This window comes from Agarivorans sp. QJM3NY_30 (assembly GCF_050870855.2).
Lineage (GTDB): Bacteria > Pseudomonadota > Gammaproteobacteria > Enterobacterales > Celerinatantimonadaceae > Agarivorans.
Genome location: NZ_CP194038.2, coordinates 1,089,751 through 1,102,500, shown reverse-complemented (window position 1 = coordinate 1,102,500; position 12,750 = coordinate 1,089,751). Strand labels below are relative to the sequence as shown.

The following is a 12,750-nucleotide window of genomic DNA, read 5'->3' as shown; positions in this document are numbered from 1 at the left end:
TGTGTCACTCCAGTCCACTTAAGCTAATTTTTTTCGCTTAGTGCTCTGTGAGTGCTCACACAGATTGCTTGATAAATTGTTAAAGAGCGTTGCTTCTTGCGAAGCGAGGTGCGCATTCTACGCCATCCTCGGTGACTGTCAACCGCTTTTTTCAATCTTTTCCGAAGAACTTTTCTAAGGAAAGTTTGAAGCGTTTAACCGCCGCTGATAAAGCCTCAGGCCTTACCAACCCTGACCGCTTGCTGCTGCGCTATTGCGTGCTGCCCGCCGTGTCAGTGGAGTCGCATTATAGGGAAGCAATGTAGGAAAGCAACCATTATTTCAAACTTTATCGACTTTTCCGTAGATACATCTAAAAACGTACAACAAACACACAAAAAGGCGCTTAATTAAGCGCCTTTTGATGAATATACCTTACGATTACTCACTTTACATCTTTAGTCTCAGTAGATGTTTTTTCAACGGAGTTCAAATCTGATTCTGTGTGGCTATGATTAGAGTCAAGATCTTCCTCATCACCGACGACATGTTCAATCTTAAGCTTATTCACTGTACGAATCGTGTAAATCGGGCCCGAAATGGCATAAGCCGCAAACAAGGTAAACAATACGAGTGCAGGTTTAACCGCGACAATAATAAATACTAATACCACCAGTAACACAGCAAAAAATGGCACACGCCCCTTAAGGTCAATCCCCTTAAAACTATGATATTTAAAATTAGTGACCATCAACAAACCGCTGATAACCGTCACAACACAAGCCACAATATCGGCACTATTTCTGGAGAGATCTATATCTTGGGCAAACCACACCATTCCGGCTACAACCGCCGCAGCAGCGGGACTAGCTAAACCTTGAAAAAACCGTTTATCGGCAATTCCAACCTGAGTATTAAAGCGCGCCAAACGTAAAGCTGCACCAACGGTGTAAACGAATGCAGCTAACCAGCCAATTTTACCTAAGTCATGTAATGCCCAATTGTAGGCAACCAACGCAGGTGCGATACCAAAAGACACCATATCCGCCATGGAATCATATTCGGCACCAAAAGCACTTTCGGTATTGGTTAACCGAGCGACACGACCATCAACACCGTCAAAGATCATCGCCACAAAAATAGCAATCGCAGCGGCTTCAAATTGACCATTCATGGACGCAACAACCGCATAAAATCCAGAAAAAAGACCCGCGGTAGTAAATAAATTCGGGAGTAAAAAGATACCTTTTTGTCTCGCTCCCTCTCCCACTTTATGCTCTGTCATTTAGTTACTCTATAAAACTGCCTAAAAAACGTGGGCTAAAAATAGCATATCACCCTAGTTGTTAATAGCGTTGCACTGACAAATAAGCAGCGATGAGCTATATATTAAGACTAATACACTCTGACCGCTGTATTACGTTTCGTTAAATATCGCGAGCGCATAAACTTGGTAGTATCGCAATGAATATAGGTAGATTGACCGAGCAATTACAATTGGATAATGAACAGGTTGAACAGTTTGCTCACTTAGAACAACTTTATGACCGTTTAATGGAAGAACTTTTTAGTTTCGACGGTGACCGTAAACAAATGTGGAAAGCCATGCGAAACTTAGTAAAACAAAAAGACATCGAGATTCAAAAGTTACTCGATGCCAAACAAACTCAAAACTATTTCACACTTAAACAAAAAGAGAAGCAGCAATTAAAGCAAGCACTTCACCCAAAAAGTTAGATGCTTGCTGATTGCGAACTTCGGTTAGCCAAAACGAAGTTGTCCATCGACAAACTCAATCACAATGGTTTTCCCCGGTTCAAGCTGACCTGCGAGAAGCGCTTGGGCTAACGGGTTCTCTAAGCGTTGTTGAATCGCTCGTTTTAGCGGGCGAGCACCATAAACCGGATCAAAGCCAGCTTGACAAAGATTATCCAACACCGCATCACTAAACTCAAACTTATAGCCCTGCTCTTCCAAACGAGGCACCAGCCGCTGGACTTGAATTCGCGCGATTTCCCGGATCTGAGCAGCTTCTAAAGGATGAAACACGACGGTTTCATCAATACGGTTAATAAATTCAGGTCTAAATTGCTGCGATAAAACCTCCATGAGTGCCACTTTAATTTCCTCATGAGTCATTTGGCCATGACGCTCTTGAATAATATCGGAACCAAGATTAGAGGTCATGATGATGACTGAATTACGAAAATCGACGGTACGCCCTTGTCCATCGGTTAGCCGCCCATCATCAAGCACTTGCAGTAAGATATTGAATACATCTGGATGGGCCTTTTCAACTTCATCTAGTAATATCACCGAGTATGGGCGTCGCCTCACCGCCTCGGTTAAATAACCACCTTCTTCATAACCCACATAACCGGGAGGTGCACCGACTAAACGCGCAACCGAATGTTTTTCCATAAACTCAGACATGTCAATGCGGACCATTGAGTCTTCGGTATTAAACATAAATTCAGCAAGCGCTTTACATAACTCAGTTTTACCAACCCCTGTGGGCCCTAAAAATAGAAACGATCCAATGGGGCGGTTTGGGTCAGACAAACCTGCTCGGCTGCGCCGAATAGCGTTTGATACTGCCACCACAGCTTCGCTTTGGCCGATCACTCGGGTATGTAACCCTTGCTCCATGCGCAACAGTTTCTCACGCTCGCCTTCGAGCATCCGGTTTACTGGTATTCCCGTCCAACGCGAGAGCACATCGGCAATTTCGGCATCGGTTACTTTATTGCGCAGTAAACTCATGTCTTGCATTTCCGCCTGAGACGCCAAATCTAGCTGTCGCTCCAACTCAGGAATTCGTCCATATTGCAATTCAGACATCCGATTCAAATCACCAGCTCGGCGTGCTACGTCCATATCTAAACGAGCTTGCTCCAAATCAGACTTAATGTGTTGAGTGCCAGATAACGCGGCTTTTTCGGCTTTCCATACTTCATCAAGCTCTTTAAATTGCAGTTCTTTATCGGTCAGCTCTTCATCTAACAACATTAAGCGTTTTTGACTGGCGCTATCTGATTCTTTCTGCAAAGCCTGACTTTCTAGTTTCAGCTGAATAATTTTTCGTTCTAATTTATCGAGCGCTTCAGGCTTGGAATCAATTTGCAAACGGATGCTTGATGCTGCCTCATCGATCAGATCAATAGCCTTATCCGGTAATTGTCGATCGGAAATATAGCGATTTGACAAATTTGCCGCCGCCACAATCGCCGGATCGGTAATTTCTACAGAGTGGTGCAATTCATAACGCTCTTTTAGCCCGCGTAGTATCGCAATGGTGTCTTCTACGCTAGGTTCTTCCACCAATACTTTTTGGAAACGCCGTTCTAAAGCGGCATCTTTTTCAATATATTGTCGGTATTCATTTAAAGTTGTGGCGCCAACACAGTGTAACTCTCCCCGAGCAAGAGCTGGTTTAAGCATATTGCCTGCATCCATTGCGCCATCGCCTTTACCCGCTCCGACCATAGTGTGTAGCTCGTCGATAAATAAGATCACCTGACCTTCTTCTTGCGACAATTCATTGAGTACCGCTTTTAAGCGCTCTTCAAACTCGCCTCGATATTTGGCCCCCGCCACCAATGAGCCCATATCTAAGGATAAAACCCGCTTATTTTTTAAGCCCTCAGGCACTTCATGGTTAATAATGCGTTGCGCGAGACCTTCTGCGATAGCTGTTTTACCAACACCAGGTTCGCCAATTAACACCGGGTTATTTTTAGTCCGGCGTTGCAGCACTTGAATCGTTCGACGAATTTCATCATCACGACCAATCACTGGATCAAGCTTACCTTGCTCGGCGCGCTCGGTTAGATCAATCGTATATTTCTCTAATGCTTGACGCTGATCTTCAGCATTCGGATCATCGACTTTCTGACCCCCACGTAGCTTTTCGATTGCTTTATTAATATTGTCTTTATTAGCACCTAAGCCACGCATAATATCGCCGAGTTTGCCTTTATCCTCGGTGACGGCTAGGAAGAAGATTTCTGAAGAAATAAACTTATCTTTGCGCTTTTGCGCTAACTTGTCACAAAGATTAAGCAAAACCACCAGTTGGTTAGAAAGTTGAACATCTCCGCCAGTACCTTCTACTCGAGGGAGTTGCTCTAAGGCCTGCGATAATTGAGAGCGTAATGCGCTGCCTTCAATACCAGCTTCCGCCAACAATGGACGTAATGAAGCTGCATCTTGATTTAACATCGCAGACATTAAATGCACAGGTTCAATGAATTGATGATCTCTACCCAATGCCAGTGACTGCGCATCAGAGATGGCTAATTGAAACTTACTTGTGAATCGATCTAGGCGCATCTAACACCTCCACATGAAATAGTTTATTACCTATTATGTTGGTGTTGAACGGCCAATTTTCAAGCTCAATAATGTTTAATTTTCAAGCTAAAGGTAAACTTTGTGAACTGTTTCCAGTTATTCTTCCAACCAGATCGCAGCGGCCATTCTGCCAGTTAATCCCTCACGACGATATGAGTAAAACTGCTGTGCTGAACGATAAGTGCAGCACCGCTCAGAATAGACTGCGGTAAGCCCCGCTTGGGTAAGACGTTGCTCGGCCAACATAAAGATATCAGCAAAATACTTATTGGCTTTATTGCTTGGAGTAAAAGCTAAATATGCCTCTGAGTGACTATCGACAAACGCTTGTTTGACCTCTTCACCCACTTCAAAGGCACTTGGGCCAATCGCTGGGCCCATCCATGCCATCACTTGCTTCGGGGCAACTTTCATCTTAGCGATGGTATTTTCAATGATCCCATTGGCTAAACCACGCCAACCAGCATGAACCGCAGCCACCACTCGACCTTGTTTGTCACATAATAGGATCGGCAAGCAATCTGCGGTCATCACCACACAAACTGCCCCCGGTTGGTCGCTAACACTGGCGTCAGCCTCTGCCATTTGACTGCCACTCAAACTCGCATCAACCACTTGAGTACTATGGATCTGCTTTAGCCAGCAGACCTGGTCTGGCATCTCAGCCTGAAAAGCGACACGATTTTGCTGAACCGCTCTCCGAGCATCGCCAACATGATCCCCTAAATTAAAGGAGTCAAAGGGCGCTTGACTCACGCCACCAAGACGGTCACTAAATATGGCTCGAACATTTGGCGGACAAGGCCATTCAACAAGGTGACTTGGCAAAACCTAACCTAAATCTGGATTAAGTTTGTGGTCGTCACGTAAAGCCTCTGCGATATCTAAAATATCCTGAGGGACCGGTGCATGCCATTCCATCATTTCACCGGTGATGGGATGTTCTAGACGTAACATCACTGCGTGTAGAGCTTGGCGTTTAAATGCACGCATTACGGTGACTAATTCCTCACTCGCCCCTTTTGGTAAACGTAAACGGCCATAGGTTTGATCGCCCAACAAGGCGTGACCAATATGCGCCATGTGAACCCGAATTTGGTGGGTTCTCCCAGTTTCTAAACGCAAACGAATACGGGTATGCTGACGAAACTTTTCGGCAACACGATAATGAGTCACCGCGGGCTTTCCCGATTGAACCACTGCCATATGAGTTCGCTTATTTGGATGGCGACCAATAGGTTCATCCACTAGACCACCAGCAGTCATGGTGCCGGTAACAATCGCTTCATATTCACGGGTCACACGGCGCTCTTGTAAAGCTTCCACCAAATGCGTTTGAGCGGGAACCGTCTTAGCCACCACCATTAAGCCGGAAGTATCCTTATCAAGACGGTGAACAATCCCTGCTCGAGCCACTTCGGCAATCGCTGGATAGCGATATAATAAGGCATTCAGGATCGTGCCACTAGGATTACCAGCACCTGGATGAACCACCATATTAATAGGTTTATTGATTACCAAGATGTCATCATCTTCGTAAACGATGTCCAGTTCGATGTCTTCTGCTTGCGCTTCAACTACATCTTCTAATACGGTGTTTAAGATAATCTCTTCTCCACCAACAACCTTTTCCCTCGGTTTCACCTTAAGTTCGCCATCCAAACGAACACACTCCCCCAATATCCATTCTTTTATCCGAGAACGAGAATAATCGGGAAATAAGGCCGCTAAAGCTTGGTCTAGGCGGGCCCCAGCAAGTTCTTGGTCGACGATTGCACGCAACTCTAATTGTTGACTCATCTTAGGTATTACCTCTGACAGGAAGGCCAAAACCGGCTATTGTAATCATTCTCAGGCTAAAGCATAGAAGAAAATTGTTTACCGGATCATCTTCCTATCATATATCTCACTCGATGATTGACGGTTTAAGTAGCATAGAGGATACTGTTTGCCCATTATTTGAGGTGATTGGTTTAACACTTACCGTGTCCATTGTGGCCCGTGTTACTTTTCTACTATCACATTTATTACCAAGATGACTTTTAGCCAAATTATGCGCATTTATCAGCAAACAATTTCAATCATACTACTTGGCCTTATATTAGGCGCTTGCTCTTCGAACACCAAAGAGAAACCTAAAATCCCTGATAAGCCAGCATCAGAGCTGTATGCCGATGCGCAGACTGCGATTAATAATGGTTCTTTTAGTGATGCCACGGATAGCCTTGAAGCACTAGATACCCGTTACCCATTTGGGCCATATTCTAGTCAGGTTCAACTCGATTTAATCTATGTATATTATAAACGCAACGATACGGCCATGGCCTTAGCAAGCACTGATCGTTTCATTCGCAATCACCCCACTCATAGCTCTCTAGATTACGTCTACTATATGCGTGGCTTAATTAATATGGCGGCTGACCATAATTTATTTCAAAGTTTGGTCGGAATTGATCGCTACGACCGCGATCCAAGTTTTTCTCGTCAAGCCTTCAGTGATTTTAATACTCTAATCACTCGTTATCCTCACAGCGGTTATGCCACAGATGCTCAGCAGCGAATGGTTTACCTAAAAGATAACCTCGCTCGGAATGAGATTTCTGTGGCAAATTACTATATTAAACGAGAAGCCTATATTGGGGCGATAAATCGCGCTCGCTATGTTGTAGAAAACTTTCCAGATACCCCCTCCGCTAGAGAAGCTTTGGTCGTCATGGAAAAAGGTTACAAAGCTTTGGGCGTAGAAGAAATGGCCGAGCAGACTCAAAAAATAATTCAAGCGAACTAATCAATAACACATTTAAAAAAGCGAGCTCATGGAGCTCGCTTTTTTATGAAATCAAATAGCGTCTTCGTTTTCTTCACCAGTACGAATACGGATCACACGGTCTACATCACGCACAAAAATTTTGCCGTCGCCAATTTTTCCCGTTTGAGCAGTCTGAACAATCGCTTCAATACAACGCTCTAAATCATCTTTTTGCACCACTAGCTCTAGCTTCATTTTGGGTAAAAAGTCCACTTTGTATTCTGCACCACGGTATAGTTCAGTGTGACCTTTTTGACGACCAAAGCCCTTCACTTCTGTCACCGTCATACCAGTAATACCAATTTCAGCTAAGGCTTCGCGTACATCATCCATCTTAAATGGTTTGATAATGGCTGTTACTTGCTTCATTTGTACTTCCTTATGTTCATCATTTTATTAACTATGCTCTTTACTTTAAGCCAAGCTTAAGCAACTAACAATGTTTCTATCACCACCTTCACCTTGAAAAGTTTAACAAAATGACTTGCTGCTTATCATTGTGTCAAGCATATCAGCACTTGATTGAATGATTAAAACGGTAAGTTCAAGAAAAAGGTATAAGCTTAAATAGAGTCCAATATTGAGTATCACAATGAAACAGCTAGGTTTTACTCTCTTAGAACTAATGGTCACTGTCGCTATTGCGGTCATTCTTTTGGGGGTCGGAGTCCCTAACTTATCGAATTTATTCCAATCGATGTCTGCTGATGCCACGGTTAATCGCTTAATGCGCGAAGTCCGCTTTGCCAGAGCGCAGGCAATCAACTTAAATCAACGGGTGGTAATTTGTGCATTACAGTCCAACGGCAGTGACTGCGGAGGCACCGTCAATAACGGTTTAACGATTTTTGCTGACAATAACAACAATGGAAAACTCGATGCTAACGAACAAATACTACAAGCAGCGGCCCCCTATAACCAAGCTGGCAAAATAAACTTTTATGGTTCTGTAAATGCTATACATTTTGGTAGTGACGGTTTAGTCCTCGGCCATGGTAGCTCAGCAAGCCTCTATTTTTGCTCTGATAACAATCACTATATTGAAGGTGTAAAAGTTTCTTTAGGTGGCAATATTCGCTTTATCACTGACAGCGAAAAAACCAGTTGTCCCATCTAGCGATGAGCTTAATAGTTTAATTCTGTAAAGGCGCGATTGGCCTGCTCTGAACTGAATTTATCTTTAAAATCAACACATTCGAAAGTACGCAAGTGACCCAGCCTTTTTATGGTTTTACGGTCATTCACATAACGCTGATACAAATCTGCTCGAATATCCCCGATAGAAGGCTGCGGCTTCGATTTTTGTTTACCGGGACTGGCAATAATCACCTGGTCAATGCCTTTTTCCCCCTGCATATAACACTTTACCGTCTGAGCAGAGCTCACCGAAATAGGCAACATCAATACTAACAACAACCATAATAGTCTATTCATCATCCTACCAACATTCTGGATTAGAGCTTCCCGAGGCATTCACTGCGGCTTTAGCCCCTTGCTCATTAATCGTAAAGCTTCGACAATCACTGTCAGCGTTCAACTGAGAACCTATGGCGGTCGCTTTGACAGTGTAAGTGCTTGCCGCAGCCGAAGCGGTTAAGCTTATCGTGTAATATGCACTCTCAGAGTTATAAGTCGTAACTCCAGCAGCAGTCAGCCCCAATGCAGCTAAGCTACTGGCGTAACTCGCATTATCTGCGTAATACTGCTCCTGCAAAACGGCCAAAGTACTGAGTTCTTTCTTCGCCTCATTGCGCCGCGACTCAGCCACAAAGGAAGTATAAGCAGGGTAAGCCACCGCCGCTAATATAGCCACAATCGCAACCGCAATCATCAGTTCAATTAAAGTGACCCCTCGCATCGCTCTGCTCATCTAGTCCTCATTAAAATAAAAGTAAATTTGTTTTGGACTCATATCGACATTTGCCTGACGAGACCCCTGCTTACAAGCACCATCCTCTTCACAGGTATGCTCTTGCTCATCATTTTGGTCATCAAACACCAAGTCTTCACCCGGATCTCCGCCAAATACGCGAATCACCGACTCTCCTTGCTCATCTTCACCAGAATGAATAATCAAGTCATCGGGGACTTTATTTGCCACATCATAATATCGCTGGTTATTCACGTTAGTACCAATATGCATACTCACCGCGTAAGTTCGGCCTTTACCAATTGTAGGAATGGTGCAGGTGGCCGAATTTGTCGTTTCCGGAATAAAGGATGTGAAGTAAACTTCTCCTCCAAGTACTAAAGCACTCCCTAAAGACTTTTCACCATCATCGAGTAAATCATAAACCCAACCTTTGGCAGAGCCCAAAGCGAGCAACTGATTTTCAATCGCCGCTTCATCACTTAAACTACCGATAGGATCACTGGTAATATTGTATAGCTCATCAGAAGTAATTGCGGTGGGCTTTTCTGAAACTGTAGTGAAATCTGTCGATTGGACATTATAATCTCGAAACATATAAAATTTGTTATTCACACCATTGGGGTCTTTATCGGTCACGGGTTTAGTCCGGTCTCCTGAGCCAATCAACACTGCATCGTAGGGAATTTGCTGTGAGTCGGTGATGGTTACTTGCTCTGCACCTTCACCAGTGGTGATTTGAGTCAGTTTTTTAAGATAGGTTCGAACAATGACTGGCTCAGTAAAGAATTTACGTCTTTCGGTCACGGTTGTGCTATCGCTGATGCTCGCTAAGGCTGTCATTTCCCATTTACTTTGATCCTCTGAGTATAAGTCGACTCGCCATACCCGCCCCCCCATATCGCCAAAATATAGACGGTCAATCTTGCCATCTCCATCACTATCCAAAGTCGCTATCTTACTTGGAATACTATGTGTTAAACGGCTATCGCCAGTATTTGTTAAACTCCAAACACGTTCACCAGTCATTGCATCAACGATGAATATCGCTCTTCCTTTGCTGTCACTCACAGGATTCATCGAATCTTGATTCACATCATAACCACCGCCAAAAATAACCACTGGGTTGCTATGTCCTGGCACATAAGCGACTGACGGTTGTGACCAAGTTTGACTTAACTCCGACAAACCAGCTGAAGAACTATTCAGCCTCCAAAGCATTTTAGGTGAATCAGGATCGGTTAAATCCATCCCATAATAGGCATCGCCCCCACGACGTAAACCGGTAAATACAAGCACCTGATCTCCCGAAGTGCTGTACTTACCATCATTATCAACATCCTTTAGAAAAACGCTTGGGGTACCATCAATAGCGTATATATGCTGGGAACTTGCAACGTTATTACGTAATGCCAGCTGGCGACCTAACAGCTCATAAGGAAAAAATGCCCAGCTTTCCGCTACCGTCGCACCCGAGTCTTTAAACATATGCAAGGCACCACCATTGGTGCCAACCAGAATACGAATATCCATATCATTCGGGTCGGCGCTGGTACTGGCTGCACCAGAGCGCAAGCCATAATTAATCACGAGCGGACGAGAGTGCAGCGGATCTCCCATCAAGTCATTACGAATGGTGGTATTGCTATCACCATCATCATCATCAACATCCAATCCAAGGATCCAATTTACTTGCTCAGTCAGCGCATCTTCATTCACGCCCAAATGATTGGCCAAATTTGCAGCGGAGCCTGCTTTGGTTGTGAGGTTAGTCGAAGATAAAGTAGCAAAATTGCCGCGGTCACTTTGATTAAAATACACCACTCGAGCTTGATTGCTCACAAGGCTTTCAGATACACCACCTAATTCGACATTATTGCCATCTTTAACTGAGGACCAATAAGTCTTTGCTTCATCGATAATTGAACCATCGGCACCAATCGCAGGGTTTCCGTTCTGATCACTCATATAACCAGCCGACGAGAGCTGTAATTTTTTTAAATTGCCACGCCAACGCGGACTTAACGAGGGTTTGAACATCGCGTAATACACCCGATCCAGGGTGCGGGTTCGGTCAAAGTTATTACTGGTTACTGCCGGAGAGACTAAGGAAGAGCTTTCTTCATAAATTCCAATCAAGGCTTGGCGAAAGGCTGATTCTAATTCAACGCCATCCTCTGCGGGGTAAAAACGTCCCTGAGCGTTTTCAGCGGTCTTAATAAGCATTGCTGAGCCACCTTGAATAACATCTTCACCAAAACCAATGGTCGAAATTTTAGCATACTGCCTACCGCTTACGTCTGGGTTGATATCGTTGGTGTTCATCCACTTGGCTAATACCGGTAAATAGCTGGTTTCATTTCCGGTGCCAAAGCCAACCGGATCTTTCCAAGAACAATCCGCGACAGTGCTTGCGTTCTCATCGCAGCCTTGCACGTTATTGGTATTAATTGGCAAGGCGGTTACATTACCATTTTCTTCATCATCAACGGTCGGCGTTCCATCGGTAATATAAATAATGCTAATCGAAGCATCACAGCCCACATCATAGGGGGAGATATAGCTCCCAGAAGACTCTGCAGCAGTATCTCTTTGGCTTCGACGTGAACCTTCCAAGCCATATACCACCGGTTCCCCCGCAAAGTAGTGTTTGGCCTCCATTAAGGTTTCAACCAAGGGGGTTCCACCATTTGCATCCAATTCAACAATACTCGTGATTAAATCTTGATTATCATCGGAGGCTTGAATACGACGAATGATCCGACCACCATGATTGGTAGTATTAAAAACCATCAATCCAAACTTAACCCCATTAATGGTATCTAAGGCATTCTCCATTGCTTCTTGGGCTATCTCAATTCGAGGTCTTGACGTTGTCGAATCTGCATAGTGGTACCAACGTAAATAATTAGCTGAATACAACGTTATCAAGTAACCATCATCGAAGGTATCTTTCGTGGTTCGCTCCGCATCTGCTTTATTTAAAGTATAAAAATCTTCGGTATTACGCGCCGCTCCATTAATGGGGTGGCCCTGTGGAGCGGGAACATAGGCGTTATTGCTTTCCCGGTACTGACCCGGATTAATGGTAGAGACCACTTTGTCATAAAAATTACCGGCATCATCTTGGAGCTTTACAGTAAATGAGCGCGGGTCTCCATTGGCATCGAGTAAACGTCCATCACTCGGGTCGCTGCTTAATTCATAATCATCAATACAATCCAATACGGTATAATTAGCGCCATTATTTAGCCGAACATCGTCCCAAGAGCCGCTACCTCCTTGAATACGGTGTTCTCGAAAATACCCAGTGAAAACACCATTTTTGGCTAATGCTTCATAAGAGGCGGCGCAGTTATTAATATCCCAAATAAAGCGGCGATCATCATTGGCGCCAACCGGAATATAAGAACCATCGACGCCATTAACCGTAAAATAAATAAAATCGTTATCGAGACTATTTTGCGAGCTGATTCCAATAGGATAATTTTGGTAACTCTCGTTACCTTGACTATCGCGGTTATAACCTTGGCGGGTCGTGATATTCCATGCCATGCTGCCTGAAGTATCAAAAATAATTAAAACTTTAGGATCTGCAGAATTGAGGCTATTAAAATCAAAAAGAAATAACTCTGTATCGTCTGCCCATACCGGAACCGTCACCGCCGCGGAACACAAGCAAGCAAATAGTCCCGCTTTTAATCGCCCGTTCATTCGCTCTCTCCTAAAATGTGTCAGC

Annotated in this window: 11 protein-coding genes; 3 read left to right on the top strand and 8 right to left on the bottom strand. The window is 44.2% G+C overall.

The genetic code is table 11. The features are described from left to right. Positions 1-424: 424 nt before the first annotated feature. Positions 425-1,264: a CDP-diacylglycerol--serine O-phosphatidyltransferase gene (pssA, locus tag ACRRSX_RS05035; protein ID WP_432454281.1), complete on the bottom strand. Its 840-nt coding sequence runs from the start codon at positions 1,262-1,264 to the stop codon at positions 425-427. A 179-nt stretch (positions 1,265-1,443) separates the two neighbouring features. Here pssA and ACRRSX_RS05030 point away from each other — a divergent pair, with 179 nt between their 5' ends. Then, a complete protein-coding gene (locus ACRRSX_RS05030; RefSeq protein WP_432454282.1) occupies positions 1,444-1,716 on the top strand; it encodes a hypothetical protein in 273 nt (90 codons plus the stop codon). A 24-nt stretch (positions 1,717-1,740) separates the two neighbouring features. On the opposite strand, the gene clpB is transcribed toward ACRRSX_RS05030, so the two are convergent. The 3 genes from clpB to rluD all read right to left on the bottom strand — a co-directional run bounded on the left by clpB (position 1,741) and on the right by rluD (position 6,132). After that, complete coding sequence (gene clpB, locus ACRRSX_RS05025) at positions 1,741-4,311, bottom strand: ATP-dependent chaperone ClpB (RefSeq protein ID WP_432454283.1); 2,571 nt, start codon at positions 4,309-4,311, stop codon at positions 1,741-1,743. A gap of 117 nt (positions 4,312-4,428) precedes the next feature. Beyond that, positions 4,429-5,160 (bottom strand): peptidoglycan editing factor PgeF, encoded by a 732-nt coding sequence (gene pgeF, locus ACRRSX_RS05020; protein ID WP_432454284.1) that lies wholly within the window; start codon positions 5,158-5,160, stop codon positions 4,429-4,431. A 3-nt stretch (positions 5,161-5,163) separates the two neighbouring features. Further along, a complete protein-coding gene (gene rluD / locus ACRRSX_RS05015; RefSeq protein WP_432454286.1) occupies positions 5,164-6,132 on the bottom strand; it encodes a 23S rRNA pseudouridine(1911/1915/1917) synthase RluD in 969 nt (322 codons plus the stop codon). 253 nt (positions 6,133-6,385) lie between these two features. Between rluD and ACRRSX_RS05010 the strand changes: the two genes are divergently transcribed. Continuing rightward, positions 6,386-7,120 carry an outer membrane protein assembly factor BamD gene (locus tag ACRRSX_RS05010; protein WP_432454288.1) on the top strand — a complete coding sequence of 245 codons (735 nt, stop codon included), beginning with the start codon at positions 6,386-6,388 and terminating at the stop codon, positions 7,118-7,120. Between the two features lie 51 nt (positions 7,121-7,171). On the opposite strand, the gene ACRRSX_RS05005 is transcribed toward ACRRSX_RS05010, so the two are convergent. Next, complete coding sequence (locus tag ACRRSX_RS05005) at positions 7,172-7,510, bottom strand: P-II family nitrogen regulator (RefSeq protein WP_220718788.1); 339 nt, start codon at positions 7,508-7,510, stop codon at positions 7,172-7,174. Between the two features lie 223 nt (positions 7,511-7,733). On the opposite strand from ACRRSX_RS05005, the gene ACRRSX_RS05000 reads away from it, so the two are divergent. Further along, positions 7,734-8,258: a GspH/FimT family pseudopilin gene (locus ACRRSX_RS05000; protein WP_432454289.1), complete on the top strand. Its 525-nt coding sequence runs from the start codon at positions 7,734-7,736 to the stop codon at positions 8,256-8,258. 8 nt (positions 8,259-8,266) lie between these two features. Here ACRRSX_RS05000 and ACRRSX_RS04995 read toward each other — a convergent pair whose 3' ends face one another. The 3 genes from ACRRSX_RS04995 to ACRRSX_RS04985 are packed head-to-tail and all read right to left on the bottom strand — an operon-like array spanning position 8,267 to position 12,725. Then, a complete protein-coding gene (locus ACRRSX_RS04995) occupies positions 8,267-8,578 on the bottom strand; it encodes a hypothetical protein (RefSeq protein ID WP_432454290.1) in 312 nt (103 codons plus the stop codon). 1 nt (position 8,579) lies between these two features. Next, positions 8,580-9,011 carry a type IV pilin protein gene (locus ACRRSX_RS04990; protein WP_432454292.1) on the bottom strand — a complete coding sequence of 144 codons (432 nt, stop codon included), beginning with the start codon at positions 9,009-9,011 and terminating at the stop codon, positions 8,580-8,582. Further along, entirely contained in the window at positions 9,012-12,725 is a 3,714-nt protein-coding gene (locus tag ACRRSX_RS04985; RefSeq protein WP_432454293.1) for a PilC/PilY family type IV pilus protein, read from the bottom strand. Positions 12,726-12,750: the final 25 nt, after the last annotated feature.

Coding starts and splice junctions, on each gene's coding strand:
- rluD (WP_432454286.1), bottom strand. CDS start 6,132: ATGAGTCAACAATTAGAGTTGCGTGCAATCGTCGACCAAGAACTTGCT.
- ACRRSX_RS04995 (WP_432454290.1), bottom strand. CDS start 8,578: ATGATGAATAGACTATTATGGTTGTTGTTAGTATTGATGTTGCCTATT.
- ACRRSX_RS05010 (WP_432454288.1), top strand. CDS start 6,386: ATGCGCATTTATCAGCAAACAATTTCAATCATACTACTTGGCCTTATA.
- ACRRSX_RS04990 (WP_432454292.1), bottom strand. CDS start 9,011: ATGAGCAGAGCGATGCGAGGGGTCACTTTAATTGAACTGATGATTGCG.
- clpB (WP_432454283.1), bottom strand. CDS start 4,311: ATGCGCCTAGATCGATTCACAAGTAAGTTTCAATTAGCCATCTCTGAT.
- ACRRSX_RS05030 (WP_432454282.1), top strand. CDS start 1,444: ATGAATATAGGTAGATTGACCGAGCAATTACAATTGGATAATGAACAG.
- ACRRSX_RS05005 (WP_220718788.1), bottom strand. CDS start 7,510: ATGAAGCAAGTAACAGCCATTATCAAACCATTTAAGATGGATGATGTA.
- ACRRSX_RS05000 (WP_432454289.1), top strand. CDS start 7,734: ATGAAACAGCTAGGTTTTACTCTCTTAGAACTAATGGTCACTGTCGCT.
- ACRRSX_RS04985 (WP_432454293.1), bottom strand. CDS start 12,725: ATGAACGGGCGATTAAAAGCGGGACTATTTGCTTGCTTGTGTTCCGCG.
- pssA (WP_432454281.1), bottom strand. CDS start 1,264: ATGACAGAGCATAAAGTGGGAGAGGGAGCGAGACAAAAAGGTATCTTT.